This is a genomic window from Streptomyces sp. LUP30 (genome assembly GCF_001746365.1).
Lineage (GTDB): Bacteria > Actinomycetota > Actinomycetes > Streptomycetales > Streptomycetaceae > Streptomyces.
In genome coordinates this window covers 84,034-101,853 of sequence record NZ_MJAJ01000010.1, presented here as the reverse complement: position 1 = coordinate 101,853, position 17,820 = coordinate 84,034, and the positions used below count along the sequence as shown (strand labels likewise).

General features: G+C 72.8%; 16 protein-coding genes. 10 read left to right on the top strand and 6 right to left on the bottom strand.

Annotated elements, in window-relative coordinates; translation table 11 throughout:
• Positions 1-140: 140 nt before the first annotated feature.
• A complete protein-coding gene (locus BG482_RS11665) occupies positions 141-1,373 on the top strand; it encodes a transglycosylase family protein (RefSeq protein ID WP_069768893.1) in 1,233 nt (410 codons plus the stop codon).
• Here BG482_RS11665 and BG482_RS11660 read toward each other — a convergent pair.
• Entirely contained in the window at positions 1,363-2,715 is a 1,353-nt protein-coding gene (locus BG482_RS11660) for a DMT family transporter (RefSeq protein WP_069768892.1), read from the bottom strand. The genes BG482_RS11665 and BG482_RS11660 overlap by 11 nt on opposite strands.
• 228 nt (positions 2,716-2,943) lie before the next feature.
• Here BG482_RS11660 and BG482_RS11655 point away from each other — a divergent pair, with 228 nt between their 5' ends.
• The 5 genes from BG482_RS11655 (at position 2,944) to BG482_RS11635 (ending at position 9,354) form a co-directional block, all read left to right on the top strand.
• A complete protein-coding gene (locus BG482_RS11655) occupies positions 2,944-3,729 on the top strand; it encodes a (2Fe-2S)-binding protein (protein WP_069768891.1) in 786 nt (261 codons plus the stop codon).
• Between the two features lie 38 nt (positions 3,730-3,767).
• On the top strand, positions 3,768-4,928 hold the full coding sequence (glgA, locus tag BG482_RS11650) for a glycogen synthase (protein WP_069768890.1): 1,161 nt from the start codon (positions 3,768-3,770) through the stop codon (positions 4,926-4,928).
• Positions 4,929-4,981: 53 nt separating this feature from the next.
• Positions 4,982-6,202, top strand: coding sequence for a glucose-1-phosphate adenylyltransferase (glgC, locus tag BG482_RS11645; RefSeq protein WP_069768889.1), 1,221 nt, complete (start codon positions 4,982-4,984; stop codon positions 6,200-6,202).
• A gap of 216 nt (positions 6,203-6,418) precedes the next feature.
• Positions 6,419-7,741, top strand: coding sequence for a wax ester/triacylglycerol synthase family O-acyltransferase (locus BG482_RS11640; RefSeq protein ID WP_069768888.1), 1,323 nt, complete (start codon positions 6,419-6,421; stop codon positions 7,739-7,741).
• A 104-nt stretch (positions 7,742-7,845) separates the two neighbouring features.
• Complete coding sequence (locus tag BG482_RS11635) at positions 7,846-9,354, top strand: SDR family NAD(P)-dependent oxidoreductase (RefSeq protein WP_069768887.1); 1,509 nt, start codon at positions 7,846-7,848, stop codon at positions 9,352-9,354.
• Positions 9,355-9,432: 78 nt separating this feature from the next.
• On the opposite strand, the gene BG482_RS11630 is transcribed toward BG482_RS11635, so the two are convergent.
• Positions 9,433-10,200 carry an SDR family oxidoreductase gene (locus tag BG482_RS11630; RefSeq protein WP_069768886.1) on the bottom strand — a complete coding sequence of 256 codons (768 nt, stop codon included), beginning with the start codon at positions 10,198-10,200 and terminating at the stop codon, positions 9,433-9,435.
• A gap of 25 nt (positions 10,201-10,225) precedes the next feature.
• Complete coding sequence (locus tag BG482_RS11625; protein ID WP_069768885.1) at positions 10,226-10,678, bottom strand: hypothetical protein; 453 nt, start codon at positions 10,676-10,678, stop codon at positions 10,226-10,228.
• 458 nt (positions 10,679-11,136) lie between these two features.
• Between BG482_RS11625 and BG482_RS42505 the strand changes: the two genes are divergently transcribed.
• Complete coding sequence (locus tag BG482_RS42505; protein WP_106980896.1) at positions 11,137-11,310, top strand: hypothetical protein; 174 nt, start codon at positions 11,137-11,139, stop codon at positions 11,308-11,310.
• A 173-nt stretch (positions 11,311-11,483) separates the two neighbouring features.
• Here the strand turns inward: BG482_RS42505 and BG482_RS11620 are convergent, their stop codons facing one another.
• Entirely contained in the window at positions 11,484-12,827 is a 1,344-nt protein-coding gene (locus BG482_RS11620; RefSeq protein WP_069768884.1) for an amidase, read from the bottom strand.
• A 167-nt stretch (positions 12,828-12,994) separates the two neighbouring features.
• A complete protein-coding gene (locus BG482_RS11615; RefSeq protein WP_069768883.1) occupies positions 12,995-13,711 on the bottom strand; it encodes a FadR/GntR family transcriptional regulator in 717 nt (238 codons plus the stop codon).
• A gap of 161 nt (positions 13,712-13,872) precedes the next feature.
• Here BG482_RS11615 and BG482_RS11610 point away from each other — a divergent pair, with 161 nt between their 5' ends.
• Complete coding sequence (locus BG482_RS11610; RefSeq protein WP_069768882.1) at positions 13,873-14,631, top strand: SDR family NAD(P)-dependent oxidoreductase; 759 nt, start codon at positions 13,873-13,875, stop codon at positions 14,629-14,631.
• Entirely contained in the window at positions 14,628-15,599 is a 972-nt protein-coding gene (locus BG482_RS11605) for an aldo/keto reductase (protein ID WP_069768881.1), read from the top strand. Before BG482_RS11610 ends, BG482_RS11605 begins: the two co-directional genes overlap by 4 nt.
• Positions 15,600-15,828: 229 nt before the next feature.
• On the opposite strand, the gene BG482_RS11600 is transcribed toward BG482_RS11605, so the two are convergent.
• Positions 15,829-17,250, bottom strand: coding sequence for a lipase maturation factor family protein (locus tag BG482_RS11600; protein ID WP_069768880.1), 1,422 nt, complete (start codon positions 17,248-17,250; stop codon positions 15,829-15,831).
• 138 nt (positions 17,251-17,388) lie between these two features.
• On the opposite strand from BG482_RS11600, the gene BG482_RS11595 reads away from it, so the two are divergent.
• On the top strand, positions 17,389-17,769 hold the full coding sequence (locus BG482_RS11595; protein ID WP_141746567.1) for a hypothetical protein: 381 nt from the start codon (positions 17,389-17,391) through the stop codon (positions 17,767-17,769).
• Positions 17,770-17,820 lie beyond the last annotated feature (51 nt).

The window sequence follows — 17,820 nt, the reverse complement described above, 5'->3', positions numbered from 1 at the left end:
CTGACGGGTTCCGGGGCCGGTTTCCCGGCGGGTCCCCCTCGTGCCCCCCGGGCGAGTCGGAGCGGCCGGTTGTCGCCTTGTCATGGCCTGTTGGGGGCACTTACTTTTGCCGCTCCTGACGCATGTCGAGGGGGATCTCCATGGCCGTACGCGGCCGGCACCGCCGGTATCAGCCGAACAGGATCAACCGAGCCTCGCTCACCGTCACGGCGGGCGGCGCCGGCATGGCGATACCGCTCATCGGCGCGGGAGCCGCCCAGGCGGCCGACGTGGACACCTGGAACAAGGTCGCCGCCTGCGAGTCGACCGGCGACTGGAGCATCAACAGCGGCAACGGCTACTACGGCGGACTGCAGTTCACCCAGTCCACCTGGGAGGCGTACGGCGGCGCCCGGTACGCGCCGCGAGCGGATCTGGCCACCCGGGCCCAGCAGATCGCCGTCGCCGAGAAGGTGCTGGACGGACAAGGCCCCGGCGCATGGCCGGTGTGCTCGGGCCGGGCCGGACTGAGCCGGGGCGGCGACACCCCTGACGTCCACCCGAACGGCACGTCGGCGAAGCCGGCCGGGTCTTCGTCCAGGACGTCCGGCGGGTCGACGGCCGAGGCGCCGAAGGCGTCGAAGACGTCTCTCGAGGACGTGCGGGCGCACAGCACGCCCCAGTCCCGGGCGGGCACCGCGCGGATGTACACGGTCGTCCGCGGCGACACGCTCTCCGGCATCGCGGACGCCGAGGAGGTCAGGGGCGGCTGGCGCGGGCTCTACGCCGCCAACCGGACGACCGTGGGCGCCGACCCGGACCTCATCCTGCCGGGGCAGCGGCTCAGCCTGAACGGGCGGGCGGCCGCCGCGCGGGCCCCCGGCGGCGCCGACCACCACACGGAGAAACCGAAGGCGTCCCCGGGCGCCGGGCAGGGAAAACCGGCCAAGAGCGCCAAGCACAAGGGCGCGCACAAGGCGAGTGCCGGCCACTCCTTCGTCGCGCCCGTCGGCGCGGCCACCGGAACGCCCTACCACGCGACCGGATCCTCCTGGTCGAAGGGCTACCACACGGGTGTCGACTTCCCCGTGCCCACCGGAACATCCGTGAAGGCGGTGACGTCGGGCGAGGTGGTGAGCGCGGGCTGGGGCGGCTCGTTCGGCTATCAGGTCGTCATCCGGCACGCCGACGGCCGCTACACCCAGTACGCCCATCTGTCCGCGATCTCCGTCCGGGACGGGCAGTCGGTGAGCGGCGGCCAGCGCATAGGCCGGTCCGGCTCCACGGGCAACAGCACGGGCCCGCATCTGCACTTCGAGGTGCGGACGGGGCCCGGCTTCGGAACGGACATCGACCCGCTGTCCTATCTGCGGGCCGGTGGCGTCAGGATTTGACCCGCTCCCGGTGCCGGTCGACGACCGGCACCGGGACGAACAGACCTCCGTACAGCGGGGTGTAGAACGATGCGGGCACGTCCGGGACGGACGGGTCCTCCTCATAGGGGTCGCCCTCGGCGTCGGCCGGGGTCGACACCGGCACGGGCGCCGACCGTCGGTCGCCGCCCTCCGCCGGCAGGTCCCCGGGCCGCACGCTCTCAGGCCGTACGACGTCCAGTCGCAGGCCGTCCAGGCTCATGCCGTCCAGCAGAGCGCCGTCCAGCAGTACGTCGTGCTGTCGTGCGTCGTGCGGTACGTCGGGCAGGTCGCGTACGCCGTTCAGGAGCACGCCCTCCAGCGGCGAGGCGGCCGACTGTTCCGGGAACCGGAGGACGATCGCGCCACTCACGCCCGCGCTCCCGCTGTCGGCCGTCGTCTCGACGCGCGCGCCGCCGACGGTCCGGACGGCCGGGTCCGCGAGGGCGGCCGGGTCCGCGGGGGCGGCCTCGGTCTCCGCCGTCCGCGGGTGGCTCGACTGCAGACGCTCCGTCGTGAGCAGGATCAGTCCGCCCGCCGCCACCACACCGCAGCCCAGGGCGAGCGCGGTGCCCGTGGTGCCGTAGCGGAACGTCTCGCCGAACATCGTGATGCCGACGGCGGCCGCCACCACCGGGTTGACCACGGTCAGCGTCGCCAGCGGAGCCGCGAGGCCGGCACCCCGGTAGGAGGCCTGCGACAGCAGCATGCCGGCCGTGGCCAGCACGCCGATCACGGCCAGAGAGGGGATGTCGGCGGCCGAGACGCCGTCGGTCCAGTCGACGGCGACGGTCTTGGTGAACACCGACGACATGCCGAACGCTATGCCGGACGCGGTCGCCAGGAGCATGCTGCGGACCGCGGGATGCCGGTGCGCGGCCCGGCCGGCGATCATCAGGGTCACGACCGCGCCCGCGGTGAACACGGCCACGGCCACGCGCTGCGCGGTGCTCAGCGACTGCGCGTCGGAGGCCCCCACCAGGGAGAGCAGACCCGCGAGACCGACCGTCGCCATGATCGCGCCCCGCCAGGCCGTCGCCCCGGCCCTGCGGCCGACGAACAGCGCCGCCATGGGCAGGGCGAACACGATGGTCAGCGCACCCAGCGGCTGGACCAGGCTGAGCGGACCGTAGGCCAGCGCCACCACGTGCAGAAGTCCGCCGAGACCGTTCAGCGCCACCGCGGCCCACCAGCCCGGACGGCGCAGCGGGGCGTACTCCTCGTCGGGCGAGGACACCGCGACCTGCTCCTGCACGATCGCCCCGGCCGCGTACGCGACAGCGGAGACGAGCGACAGGACCACGGAGAACGCGAGGGCGCTCATGAGCTGCTCCTCTGCGTGAGGCGGGGGCACCGGGCCCGGCGCGGCGAACGGTCGTCATCCATGACCAACACGATGCCCTGTCGATCTGTTCCCGTCGTCGTCCCTGAGCACCCAATGGGTCCTACTGCCGATGGAGTACGACAGGCCCGCCGTCCTCCCTCAGGCGGGTGACGGCCCAGGGATCCCCCTGATCACCGACCCCGACCACCCTTGGTACTACTGGACTTCGTGAATCTCGACCCCGGTCTCGCCGCGCTCCGTCCGCTCGGCGCCTTCTTCGCCCTGCACACTCCCGCGGACGGCTCGGCAGGCCCGCTCTGCGAGCTGCCGACCCTCGCGCGGGTCTACGGGGACCCCTCCGGCAGCCCCGCCGACAGCCCCTCCGACAGCGCGCCGCCGCAGGTCCACGGGGATCCGCTGACGTTCCGTGTGCGCAAAGTGGTCCTGGCCCTGCGAGCCCCGGAGGACCGGATCGGCGCGTCCGTCGCCCAGCAGGGGCTCGCGGCCCGGCTGTGGTCCGTCACGCTGGGCTGCGCGGTGCTGTACGGGTCCGTCCCCGACCTCGCCCCGGAGCTGCTGCGCTGGGACCCTGACGGGGCTGCTCCGGACGACCTGTGGCTGACACGGGTGCGGGCCCGGCCCGGGGACGCGGCGACCGTCGCCCGGCTGGTCGTCGACGGCCATCTGGAACCCCTCGGCGCGGCTCTGCGGGTCCGCCACCCGGTCGCGGCGGGCCTGCTGCGGGGCAACGCCGGTTCGGCCCTGGCGGCGACCGCCCGGCTGCTGGAGCAGTGGGCCGGTGCGCACGGTCGCCCGGACGTCGTCGCACACGTGCGTGCCCTCACCGCGGAGCTCTTCGCCCATCCCTACCTCGCGGACACCGGCGCCCTGACGGGCGGCGCCTTCCGCCGCCGCAGCTGCTGCCTGTATTACCGGGCGCCCGGCGGGGGTCTGTGCGGCGACTGTTGCTTCATACGACCCCCGCGCTCTTCCCCACGCGCCCCGTCTGAGTGACCATGAAAGGGAACCGGTCGCTGAGATGGGGGTTACGGGTGCGAGTGGGACTGCTGACCCGGGAGTTTCCCCCGGACGTGTACGGCGGCGCCGGCGTCCACGTCGAGTTCCTGGCGCGCGAGCTGCGGCGGCTGGTCGACGTCGACGTGCACTGCTGGGGCGAGGGCCGCGCGGACGGTGTCACGCGCCACCGTCCCTGGTCCGCGCTCGACGGAGCCAACGACGCGCTGCGCACGTTCTCGGTGGACCTCGCCATGGCGGCCGCCCTCGAAGGCTGTGAGCTGGTCCACTCGCACACCTGGTACGCCAATCTCGCCGGGCGTCTCGCCCAGCAGCTGTACGGCGTTCCGCACGTCGTGACCGCGCACTCGCTGGAGCCGCTGCGGCCGTGGAAGGCCGAGCAGCTCGGCGGCGGCTACGCGCTGTCGAGCTGGGCCGAGCGCGGCGCACTGGAGGCCGCCGACGCCGTGATCGCCGTCTCGGGCGCGATGCGCGACGACATCCTCGCCTGCTATCCCTCGCTCGCCGCGGACCGGGTGCACGTCGTGCACAACGGCATCGACACCGCCCTCTACCGTCCCGACCACGGCACCGACGCCCTCGCCCGGATCGGTCTCGACCCGGACCGCCCGTTCGTGCTGTTCGTCGGCCGGATCACCCGCCAGAAGGGCGTTCCGCATCTGCTGCGCGCCGTGCAGGGCATCGATCCTGCGGCGCAGGTCGTGCTGTGCGCGGGCGCACCCGACACGCCCGAGATCGATCAGGAGTTCCGGGACCTCTTCGGCAGGCTGAGCAGCGCCCGGGACGGCGTCCACTGGATCCCGAAAATGCTGCCGCGCCCCGAGGTGATCCAGCTCCTCACGCACGCGGCCGTGTTCGTCTGCCCGTCGGTGTACGAACCCCTGGGCATCGTCAACCTGGAGGCGATGGCGTGCGGCACGCCCGTGGTGGCCTCCCGGGTCGGTGGTATCCCCGAGGTCGTCGAGGACGGGGTGACGGGCACGCTCGTCGCCCTGGACGACGAGGGAGACGCCTTCGAGGCCGGTCTCGGCCGCGCGCTCGACGAGATTCTCGGCGATCCGGCGAAAGCGCGTCGCATGGGCGAGGCGGGCCGGGCGCGCGCGGTCGGCGAGTTCGGCTGGGACGCGGTGGCCCGGCGTACGGTCGGACTGTACGAGGAGATCCTCAAACAGGCGTAGAGAGCCCCACGCCGGGGCAGCCATGGGTATCAACCAGGGTGAGGGGAGCGGCCATGCGTCGTGGTGGGCCTTCGGTGCTCGGAATCGTGCTGGCGGGCGGTGAGGGCAAGCGGCTGATGCCGCTGACGGCGGACCGTGCCAAACCGGCGGTCACCTTCGGCGGCACGTACCGCCTCGTGGACTTCGTGCTGTCCAACCTCGTCAACGCGGACATTCTGCGCATCTGTGTGCTGACGCAGTACAAGTCGCACTCGCTGGACCGGCACATCACCACCACCTGGCGGATGTCGAGCCTGCTCGGCAACTACGTCACTCCGGTCCCGGCGCAGCAGCGGCTCGGCCCGCGCTGGTACCTCGGCAGCGCCGACGCCATCCTGCAGTCGCTGAACCTCATCTACGACGAACGGCCCGAGTACGTGGCGGTCTTCGGCGCGGACCACGTCTACCGCATGGACCCGCGCCAGATGCTGGAGCAGCACATCGACAGCGGTGCGGGCGTGACCGTCGCCGGCATCCGGGTGCCGCGTGGCGAGTCCTCCGCCTTCGGGGTGATCACTCCGGGCTCGGACGGCCAGACGGTCGAGCGGTTCCTGGAGAAGCCCTCCGATCCGCCCGGGCTGGTGGACGACCCGGAGTCGGTGTTCGCGTCGATGGGCAACTACATCTTCACGACGAAGGCGCTCATCGAGGCCCTCCAGCGCGACTCCGAGGACGAACGGTCCGTGCACGACATGGGCGGCTCGATCCTCCCCCAGCTCACGGAGCGCGGCGAGGCCCACCTGTACGACTTCCACGACAACCACGTGCCGGGGGAGACCAGCCGCGACCAGGGCTACTGGCGCGACGTCGGCACCCTCGACGCCTACTACGACGCCCATATGGACCTGATCGCCGAGCGGCCGGCCTTCAACCTGTACAACCGCACCTGGCCGATCTACACCCACTCGGGCCAGCTGTCCCCGGCGCGTTTCAACGCGGGCGGCATCGCCGGCGAGTCGATCATCAGTTCGGGATGTCTGATCCGCGGACAGGTCACCCGGTCGGTGCTGTCCCCGGGCGTGGTGGTCGATCCCGGCGCGGTGGTGCAGGGCTCGATCCTGCACGACAACGTGCACATCGGGCGGGGCGCGGTGGTCCGCGGGGCCGTCCTCGACAAGAACGTCGAGGTCCCTCCGGGGGCGACCATCGGGGTGAACCCGGAGCGCGACGCGGAGCTGTACACCGTCTCGAAGGGCGGCGTGATCGCCCTGGGGAAGGGCCAGCTGGTCACGTAGGGGCGGCGGGCAGCGGGCGGTCGGCAGGCGGCGGTCTGCGGCAGGCGGTCGGCAGCCGCGGCGGTAGGCGGTCGGTGAACGGCAGTGCGTTTCGTGAGACGCCGTGTGACGCGGACTTAATCCGATGTTAACTGTGCGTAGCGCGATCGTACTTGACCGTAATCAGTGGTGAGAGGTTGACTGCCTACTCACCCCATCGTGACGCGAGGCGAGCCCTTGACTGCTGATGATCTGCTGGCACCGCTGGACCTGGCGTTCTGGAACATCGAGTCCGCCGACCACCCCATGCACCTCGGCGCGCTCGGGGTCTTCTCGGCCGGGTCGCCCGCCGCGGCCGCCCATGCGGCCGACCTGCTCGCCGCCCGGGCGGCCGCCGTCCCCGGACTGCGCATGCGGATCCGGGACGTGTGGCAGCCCTTCGCCTTCGGCGGCGCGGTGCGCGAGTCCGACCCGGACTTCGACCCCCTGCACCACGTCCGCCTGCACGACCGCGCCGCCGACTTCCAGACGGAGGCCGGCCGGCTCATGGAACGGCCCCTGGAGCGCGGTCGCCCGCCGTGGGAGGCGCACGTGCTGCCCGGCGAGGACGGAGTGTCCTTCGCCGTCCTGTTCAAGTTCCACCACGCCCTCGCCGACGGACTGCGTGCGCTGACCCTGGCCGCCGCCGTCCTGGACCCCATGGACATGCCCGCGCCGCGGCCCCGGCCCGCTTCGCCCGCCGCACCGCTGATCCCCGACGTGCGCAGGCTCCCGGGCCTGCTGCGCGGAGCGGTCTCCGAGGTGGGCCGCGCCCTCGACATCGGCGCGTCGGTCGCCGTGTCGGGCCTGGGCGTGCGCTCCAGCACGGCGCTCACCGCCGAGTCCACCGGCACCCGACGCACCGCCGGCGTCGTCATCGACCTCGACGACGTGCACCGGGTCCGCAAAGTCGCCGGCGGCACCGTCAACGACGTGCTGATCGCGGTCGTGGCGGGGGCCCTGCGCCGCTGGCTCGACGAGCGCGGCGACGGCAGCGCGGGCGTGCGGCCCCGCGCGCTGATCCCCGTCTCCCAGCGGCGCCCGCGCACCGCACACCCCCAGGGCAACCGGCTCTCCGGATACGTGCTGCGGCTCCCGGTCGACGACCCGGACCCGCTCCGTCGGCTCGCCCACTGCCGCACCGCCATGGACCGCAACAAGGACGCGGGACCCGGCCGCGGCGCGGGCGCCGTCGCCCTGCTCGCCGACCACGTGCCGGCACTGGGCCACCGTCTGGGCGGCCCCGTGGTCGGTCAGGCCGCCCGGCTCTGGTTCGACATCCTGGTCACCAGCGTTCCGCTGCCCGGCTTCGGCCTCAAGCTCGGCGGGAACCCGCTCGCCGAGGTCTTCCCGTACGCCCCCCTGGCCCGCGGACAGGCCCTGGCGGTCGCCGTCTCGACGTATCGCGGCCAGGTCCACTACGGGCTGGTCGCCGACGCCGAGGCCGTCCCCGACCTCGACCGGTTCGCGTGCGCGCTGACCGCCGAGGTGGAGACGCTCATCACGGCCTGCGGCTCTTGACGGGAACGGGTTTGGAGGAGCGGCCCGGCGCTCCGTAAAATTCCCCCTTCGTAGGGCGGGCGCGGTCGGAGCGCCGCACACGTGAGCAGGGAAGCGGCAGCGCGATGACGGTGACAGAGGACGGCTCGGCGGCGATCGCGGACGACGTCATGGACGAGGTCGTGTACGGGCCCGGCGTCGATCCGGAGCGGCTCGCGGTGTGCCTCTCCGTGCTGGAGGAGCTCGAGAAGCTGGACGTCGACCACCCCGACGCGATCGCCGTGCGCCGGGCCACCGCCGGCGTCTACCGCACGGTGAAGCAGCGCCGCAGGCAGGAACGCCGGGCCGCCAAGACCGCCCACGACAAGGCGGTCACCGAGGCCACCGCCACCGGTTCCGCCCAGCGCATCGACGACGAGACCGAGGGCATCCTCCCGTCGTCGGTCACGGAGGAGGGCAGGATCGCGGGGATACTCCAGCGGCCGCGCTCCTGCTACACCTGCAAGACCAGGTACGTCGAGGTCGACTACTTCTACCACCAGCTCTGTCCGGCCTGCGCCGAGCTGAACCGTTCCCGCCGCGACGCCCGCGCGGACCTCGCCGGCAAGCGCGCGCTGCTCACCGGCGGCCGCGCCAAGATCGGCATGTACATCGCGCTGCGGCTGCTGCGGGACGGCGCGCACACCACGATCACCACGCGCTTCCCCAAGGACGCCATCCGCCGTTTCAAGGCCATGGACGACTCAGCCGACTGGATCCACCGGCTGGAGGTCGTCGGCATCGACCTGCGCGACCCGGCGCAGGCCGTGGCCCTCGCCGACCGGGTCGCCGAGGCGGGCCCGCTCGACATCCTCGTCAACAACGCGACGCAGACCGTGCGTCGTCTGCCCGCCGCCTACGCCGCCCTGGTCGACGGCGAGAGTGCCCCGCTGCCCGCCGGTGAGCTCCCCGCCCACCATGTCATCGGTGCCTTCGGCTCCGGCGCGGTGGACGGCCTGGCCGCGCTGCCCGTCGGCATCAGCGGCATGGACGCCCAGCAGGTCGCCGACCTCGCGCTGGTCGCGGGCAACGCCAGCGTGGCCCGGCACCTCGACGGCACCGCGATCGACGCGGGCGGCCTGGTTCCCGACGTCGTGGACACCAACACCTGGGTGCAGACCATCGAGCAGATCTCCCCGGTGGAGCTGCTGGAGACCCAGCTGTGCAACTACACGGCCCCGTTCATCCTGATCAGCAAGCTCCGTCCGGCCATGGCCGACGCCGCGAAGAAGGCGACGAGCGGGCGCGCCTACGTCGTCAACGTCTCGGCGATGGAGGGCGTCTTCGGCCGTGGCTACAAGGGCGCGGGCCACCCGAACACGAACGCCGCCAAGGCCGCGATGAACATGGTGACGCGGACCAGCGCCCAGGAGATGTTCCAGGCCGACGGCATCCTGATGACCTCGGTCGACACCGGCTGGATCACCGACGAACGCCCGCACTTCGACAAGCTGCGGCTCGCCGAGGAGGGGTTCCACGCCCCGCTCGACCTCGTCGACGGCGCGGCCCGGGTCTACGACCCGGTCGTGCGGGGCGAGGCGGGCGAGGACGTGTACGGGGTCTTCCTCAAGGACTACGCGCCCGGCAAGTGGTAGCGGGGCCGGGCGCGCGGGAAGGTGCGGCAGACCGGCCGCACCCTGCCGCGCGTCGCCGCACAGCCCACGGCCCGCCCGTCAGGTCGCGACGCGGGCTCTTCGCACCCGGGTACCGCCGTCCACCAGCAGATCCGCGCCCGTGATCCACTCCGCCGCGTCCGAAGCCAGCCACAGCACCGCCCTCGCCACGTCCTCGGGCTCCCCGATGCGGGCCAGCGGCAGACCGGCCGCGGTCTCCTGCTCGCCCGGCTCCCACACGAACCGCGCCATCTCGGTGCGCACGAGACCGGGGGAGACCGAGTTGACCCGGACGCCCGGCCCCAGCTCTCCGGCGAGCTGCTGGGTGAGGTGGAGCAGCGCCGCCTTGCTGGTGCCGTAAGCGCCCACGCCGGGGCCGGTGTGCGCGGCGCCCTCGGTGCCGATGTTGACCACCGTCCCGCCGTGTTCGCGCATCCAGCCGCGCCACGCGCACTGCACCAGCCGCAGCGGCGCCTCGACGTTGACGGCGAACGCCTCCCGCCAGAGCGCCGGGTCGGCGGCCATGAGGGGTCCGTACGGCTGATTCGTCGCCGCGTTGTTGACCAGGACGTCCAGCCGGCCGAACTCGCGCAGGCACAGGGCGGTGAGTTCCTCGGGATGACCGGGATCGGTGACGCCTCCGGCCAGGCCCACCCCGTTCAGTTCCCTGGCGGTGCGCCGCACGTCGTCCGCGTCGCGTGCGCTCACGCACACCTGCGCCCCGGCGTCGGCGAGCGCCCGTGCCACGGCCCGGCCGATGCCCCGGGTGGCTCCGGTGACGACCGCGGCCCTCCCGCGCAGACCGTACGGTCCCTGCGACGACGTCATCGGCGTACCGTCTCACGACGGACCGTCAATCGACAGCCCCGAGGCGGGAGTTGCGTGCCGCGACCAGTTCCAGCACAGTGCGCCAGTCCTCCAGGACGCCCGCGTCGAAGACGGTCGTCAGACCGTCCTCGTCGGCTTGGCGCAGGCTGAGCAGGTCGTCGTCGTCGACGGAGAAGCCCCGCCGGGGATGCAGTCGTACGAGACGGGCGACCCGAGGTCCGAGCAGCAGGCCCACCGCGTCGGCGGCGAGCTCCGCCCGGCCGGCCGGGTCGGCGGGGCGCAGCAGCTGACCCACGGGGTGGACCAGCCCGGCGAGCTGGAGCTCCTTGTCCGCGGGCCGGCTGCGGCGCAGCAGTGCGGCCGTCCGCAGGGCGTGGTCGTGAAGGTCGACTCCGGGACCCGGGCCGTGCGCGGTGTCCCGGACGCCCCGGCACGCGTACAGCAGGTCCATCAGCTCCTCGACACTGCGCAGCTCCATGCGTCAGTCCTCCCGGGAGTCAGCCGTTCTGCACATCAGCAGATCATGGCGTGCTTGCGATCCGGCGAACGGCGCCTGAACGACGCGCCCGGATCGGCAGGGATGTTCACCGCTGTACGCCGGTCGAGTGAACCCGATGGGTGCATCAGTGGGTAAAAGGGTTCAATTCACCTGCGGAGACATGTGGGTGACTCGCCACGGTTACCCCAAATTTTCGGGCGCTATCGAGCGGCACCCCGCTCATCTGGTTACGCTGTAGCCGACGGACAGCAGGACGGAGTGCCACCCACACCCATCGTCCGTCTGGGACAAGCCGGTTCACAACGGCCAGCTCTCCTGGGAGTCACCGGCGCAACCGTGTCGCCACCGACTCCAGCCAGACCCGAGGGAGCGTCCAGCGCCGGACTGCAGAGTGCCCGGCACGCCCCGAGGGTGATCCGACACATAAGGAGTGCGCGGTGACACCGGAGAAGACGAATCGCGAACAGCGCCCCAAGGAACGCACGGAGCGCGCCGGCCGCCGACCCGGCGAGCTCGGAAGCCTCGACGTGTGGGCGCGCTCCGCCCCGATCCGCCTGGCGGGCTACGAGGACGACCTCGCCGAGCCCCACATCCTGCCCAGCGTGGACTGAACCCGCCCGCGGGATCCCTCGCGATCGCCGACCGCATGGGCGTGCGCCCACGCAGCCCACGCCCATGCGAACCTCCGCCCGCCCCGCACCCCACCGACCCCGCACCACACCGGCCCCTCGGTCCGTCCGGCTCTCGGCTCTTCCGGCCCTTCCGGGCTCTCCGGCGCTTGCGCTCAGTCCAGCGGCGCTGTCCGTCGCCACGGCCGCAGGGTCTCCATCTGCGCGGCCAGGCGCAGCAGTTCGGCCTCCGTCCCCGGTCGGCCCACCAGTTGCACCGCGGTGGGAGCGTCGGACGGCAGCGTCCCGAAGGGGACGGTCATCGCCGGCCAGCCCGTCAGATTCCACGGCGGGGTCAGCGGCGAGTAGTTCGTGTTCGCCGCGATGTTGCGCAGCCAGCCCCGCTCGTGCCAGGGCGCCGACTTCGGCGGCCTTCGCGCCAGTGCCGGAGTGAGCAGCACGTCGTACTGCGCGAAGAACGGCTCCAGGCGCCGGCGCAGTTCCTCCCGCGCGGAACCTCCGCGCACCCCGCTCAGGAACCGCCGGCCGACGGCCGCGTGCACCCGGGTGCGGCGGGTCAGCAGCCGGGCGTCGAGGCTCTCGGCGTCCACCGCCGTGCCCGCCGTCCAGTGCGCGAGCGACGTGACGCCCAGCGACAGCGGATACGGCGGCTCCGCCCGCTCCACGTGGTGTCCCGCCCGGACGAGCACCCCGGCCGCCTCCCGGGCCGCCTCCGTGTACGGCTTGCTCACGGCGACCCCGGCCAGCGGACTGCGCACCGAGACGGCGACCTTGAGCGCGCCGGGTTCCGCGGGTCCCGCGATCTCGGCGCCGGCCAGGACCGACAGCATCAGCCGCGCGTCCTCGACGGTCGTCGTCAGCGGGCCGTTCTCCGACATCCCGAACCAGTCGCCCTCCCCGATCCCGGCCGGCACCACCCCGTGGCCCGGCTTGATCGTCACCAGCCCGCAGTTGGCGGCCGGGATGCGCAGGGAGCCCATGCCGTCGTTGCCGAGGGCGATCGGCGTCATCCCGGCGGCGACCGCGGCCGCGCTGCCGCCGGAGGAGCCGCCTGCCGTGCGGGAGGTGTCCCATGGATTGCGGGCGGTGCCGTGGACGCCCTCCGTGGTGCCGAACACGCACAGTTCGGGCACATTGGTCAGGCCGACGACCACCGCGCCGGCCGCCCGCAGCCGGGCCACGGTGACATGGTCGGCCTCGGCCGGCACGTCAGGCGTCGCGGCCGAGCCGACACGGGTCGACTCGCCCCGTACCGCGAGGTTGTCCTTGACCGCCAACGGCACCCCGGCCAGCGGAAGTTCGGCCAGATCGGCGTGGGCGGCCAGCTCGTCCGCCTCGGCGAGCGCGGCCGCTGCGCGGACCACGCGGAACGCCCCGATCCGCCCGTCCAGCCGCTCGATCCGCGCCAGATGCTCGGCCACTACTTCACGGGGCGTGACCTCCTTCGCGCGTACGGCGGCGGCGATCTCGACGGCGGTCCGGCCGACCCAGTTGGTCACGGCTGCTCCTCGGGGTGTCCACTACTGATCGCGTACTACTCGTGAGTACGTGGGAGAACTCTGCCTCGCCGGGCTCCGCCCGTCGACCTCGAGGTTCCCGGGAGGGGGCCGTCACGGCCGGATCCCGCAGCCCTGGACCCGCCGTGCGGCGGTCGGGGCGACGAGGCTCAGGTGTTCACCTGAGCCCTCAGCCACTCCTCCACCTCGCCCACGTGGGCGGCCGCCGCCGCGCGGGCGGCCTCCGGGTCGCGGGCCAGCAGAGCGCGGTGGATCGCGGCGTGCTCGCGGCGCGTGCGGGCGAAGGCGCCCTCCTCCTGGTAACCGCGCCACACGCGGGCGCGGAAGGTGCGTGAGGAGACGCCCTCCAGGATCGCCGCCAACGTCTCGTTGCCGGCGGCCGAGGCGATCGCGCGGTGGAAGGCGAGGTCGTGCGCGAGGATCTCCTCCGGATCGTCCGTGGCGTTCATCGCCGCCAGATGCCCTTCGACGAGGGCCAGCTGCTCCGGCGTGATACGGGCCGCGGCCAGTGCGGCGGCCGTCGACTCCAGGATCCGCCGGACCTCGAGCAGCTCCACCAGCCGCGTTCCGCGCGACAGGTCGGCGACCACCCCGAAGGTCTCCAGGAGGTCCCCGGCCCTGAGCTGGGTGACGTAGATGCCGGAGCCGTGCCGGGCCTCCAGCACGCCCAGGACCGTGAGCGCCCGGATCGCCTCGCGCATCGAACTGCGGGAGATGCCCAGCTGGGCCGCGAGATCGCGCTCGGTCGGCAGCCGCTGGCCCGGCTCCAGCAACCCGTCGCCGATCATCGCCTTGATCCGCTCGATGGCGCGCTGCGTCACGGTGCCCCTCGGGACGGCGGTCGCGCTGGGTGGGGTGTCTTCCACGGGCCTCTCCTGTCGCCGGTGCGCAGCGGCCCAGGCTCGAAGTGGTCGGACCACTTGAGCCGTGAACCTGGCGAAAACGCTATCGGGGGGTGTTGCCACAGGGAAGTGGTCTGATAAATATGCGGCAGCAATCGTATCGGAAGCCGGAAGGGGAAGACGGCGTGAGCGACTTCGAAGGGCTGAAGGCCCTGGTGACGGGGGGCGCCTCCGGCATCGGTCGGGTGACCGCCCGGTTGCTGGCCGAGCGCGGCGCCCGGGTCGCCGTCCTCGACCTCGACCCGTCGGGCGTCGAGAAGCCTCTCCTCGGCTACCGGGCGGACGTCGGCGACGACGCCTGCGTGCGTGAGGCGGTCGCGGCCGCCGTAGCCGAACTCGGCGGGCTCGACGTGCTGGTCAACAACGCGGGCATCGGCGCCCTCGGCACCGTCGAGGACAACGACGACGCCGAATGGCACCGCGTCCTCGACGTCAACGTCGTCGGGATGGTCCGTACGTCCCGTGCCGCTCTGCCGCACCTCAGGCGCTCCTCGCACGCGGCCGTCGTCAACACCTGCTCCATCGCGGCCACCGCGGGCCTTCCGCAACGCGCCCTCTACAGTGCGACCAAGGGCGCGGTGTACTCGTTGACCCTCGCCATGGCCGCGGACCACGTCCGTGAGGGCATCCGCGTCAACTGCGTCAACCCCGGTACCGCCGACACGCCCTGGGTCGGCCGGCTGCTCGGCGCGTCCGACGACCCGGCCGCCGAACGCGCCGCACTGGAGGCCCGCCAGCCCACCGGCCGCCTGGTCAGCGCGGCCGAAGTCGCGGGCGCCATCGCCTACTTGGCGAGCCCCCTGTCCGGCGCCACCACCGGCACCTCGCTCGCCGTCGACGGCGGCATGCAGGGGCTGCGGTTGCGTCCGGAGGGCCCTCGATGACAGGCCTCGGCCGCAGCGGCGTCCAGGTCAGCACCCTGGGCCTCGGGGCCGCCCCCCTCGCCAACCTCTACTCCGAGGTCACCGACGAGCAGGCCCACGACACCGTGACCGCCGCCTGGCGGCGGGGCGTGCGCTACTTCGACACCGCGCCGCACTACGGGCTCGGCCTGTCCGAACGGCGTCTCGGCGCCTCCCTGAGGGACTTCCCACGAGCGCGGTACACGGTCTCGACGAAGGTGGGCCGCCGGCTGGAGCCCCTGGACCCGCCGCACGGCGACGATCTGGCCGACGGCTTCGCGGTGGCCGCCACCCATCGCCGGGTGTGGGACTTCAGCGCCGACGGCGTGCGCCGCTCCCTGGAGTCCTCGCTGGAACGGCTGGGCCTCGACCGCGTCGACGTGGTGTACCTCCACGACCCCGACGACCATGCCGAACAGGCCTTCCGTGAGGGCTATCCGGCCCTGGAGAGACTGCGTGCGGAAGGGATGGTGGGCGCGATCGGCGCCGGCATGAACCAGGCGGAGATGCTCACCCGGTTCGTCCGGGACACCGACGTCGACGTGGTGCTGTGCGCCGGCCGCTACACGCTGCTCGACCAGCGTGCCCGCGCCGACCTGCTGCCCGCGGCCCTCGAACGGGGCGTGTCGGTGGTGGTCGGCGGCGCCTTCAACTCCGGTCTGCTGGCGGACCCGAGGCCGGGTGCGACGTACGACTACGCCCGGGCGCCCGCCGGGCTGCTGGAGAGGGCCCTGCGCATGAAGGCGATCGCCGACCGGCACGGCGTCCCGCTGCGCGCCGCCGCCCTGGCCTTCTGCGCCGCCCATCCGGCGGTCGCGAGCGTCCTGGTCGGCGCCCGCTCCGCCGCCGAGGCCGAGGACTGCGCCGAGCAGTTCGCCGTCCCCGTCCCCGCCGCACTCTGGGAGGAGCTGCGGGAGAACGGACTGCTGCCCGCGGAGGAAACGCCGTAAAACGCGTCCGAGAAGGCGTCGGGAATCCGCCGGACGGACCCTCCGAGCACCGTGATGAGCGTCGACCCCCCACACACCAAGGTCCGCGCGGACATGGTCGCCGACCACGAGGCGGCGAAGGAACGGATCGCCGAGGGCGGCCCGCAGCGGCGGGACTTCGCCGTGCAGGAACCGGCGACCGGGGCCCGCGCCTGCACCGGCAGACCTCCGAGGCGACCGCCGTGCCGGGCTACGGCCTCTGAGTCGCCCCCGTCAGCCGGGTCGGCGGAAGGTACTCGCGCACATACGTCCGATGCCACCACGCGCCCGTCTCCCGCTGTTCCCGCCGGGTCGTGTACCGGTAGCGGAAGAGGCGGGCGCGGATGTGCCGCGGGGGCCGGTCGGGCGGGAACGGGCAGCGCCGCAACAGCCTCAGCGTGTCGCGGTCGTTCTCCAGCAGTCGTTCCACCAGGGCGGAGAACCAGGCCCCGGCGTACGCGGGGGAGAGCGCCGCGAACCACATCATCCAGTCCAGGCGCAGATGGTAGGGGGCGAACTGGCGCGGCCTGCGGCGGGGATTGCCGGGCTTGCCGCGGAAGTCGTACTCCCGCCAGTCGGAGTCCGCACGGGGCACGTCGTCGAGCGTGCCCTCGACCACCACCTCGTAGCGGATCCGGCTGACGCTGCCGAACGCGCCATAGGTGTTGACCAGGTGCAGCGGATCGAAGGAGCGGTTCATCACCTGGCGGCGGGAGAGCATGTTGACCACCGGGCGGTAGCTCAGGAAGAGCAGCAGCGCGGCCGTGGCGAGGACCACGACCTCGAACCACAGCGGTGCGGCGGGGGCCGTCCGGCGGCCGCCCGGCAGCGCCAGCGCGGGCACGGCCAGGACGACGGTGATCCAGTTGAGCCAGGCGAAGTTGCCCGACAGCACCAGCCACAGCTGGGTGGCGATCATCAGGGAGGCGGCCGCCGTCGCGACCGGCTGTGGGGCGAACAGCAGAAACGGCACGACGAGTTGGGTGAGGTGGTTGGCGGCCGCCTCGACGCGGTGCAACGGCTTCGGCAGATGATGGAAGTACCGGCTCAGCGGGCCCGGCATGGGCTGGGTCTCGTGGTGGTAGTAGAGGCACGTCAGCTTCCGCCAGCAGGCGTCGCCGCGCATCTTGATCAGGCCCGCGCCGAACTCGACCCGGAACAGGATCCAGCGCAGCAGGAAGAGCACGAGGACCGGCGGGGCCACCTCGTCGTTGCCGAGGAACACGGCGAGGAAGCCGGTCTCCAGCAGCAGGGACTCCCAGCCGAACCCGTACCAGGTCTGGCCCACGTTGACGATCGACAGATACAGCGCCCACGGCAGCAGCCACAGAGCCATCGCCGCCCACAGCGGCACGACATTGTCCGCTCCCGCCAGCAGGGCCGCCGACACCGCGCAGCCCGTTCCGGCGCAGACCGCGAACAAGCGGTCGGAGTAGTGCAGTTGGAACAGGCTCGGCGCCCGCCGGAAAGGCGTCCGCCGTAGGAACCGGGAGACAGGCAGCATCCCGCGCTCGCCGAGCAGCGGGCGGAACTGCAGGGCCGCCGTCAGGAACGCGACCAGGTACACACCTGCCAGGCCGCGCTGGAAGACCAGCCGGCTCAGCCCGTACTCGGGTGCGGTGAACCAGTCCACGGCAGTGCGCTCCTCCTCTCCGGCGCCAGGTCACGGTGCGTGATCGATCCCTCCGCTTGCGTGACGGGGGCGGGTGCAGCAGACAATAGTGGGCGAATCCCCTCAGAGGGGCGGACCGAGTCGATGCGGGAGAACGTGGTGCGCATACCCACTGCCACTGTCCTCACCGCCTGCGCGCTCTCGGCGGCGCTCCTCGCCGCCGGCCGCGGTGGTGAGGCAGCGAAGTACACGATGCCGGGCCCGAAGGCCGTCCTCCCGGCGGCGCAGGGCCGCGTCGTGTTCGCCGACCCCCTCACGGACCTCTCGGACCCGGGCTCCGACCCGGACCCCTCCGCCTCGGACCCCGGCTCCGACCTCGACCGCGGCATCGCCCCCGACGCCGTCGGCCCGGAGACCGTCCCGGAGGTCCCCGACCTGCCCGACGGCGGCGGACTGATCCCGGACGGACCGGACGAGTCCGACGCGCTCGACCCGTCCGACCCCATCTTCGGCAGCCCTGCCGACACCGTCCTGGGCTGACCGTGGCCGCAGGCCCCCCGCCCCCCGGTCGAAGAATCGGGCAAACCCTGG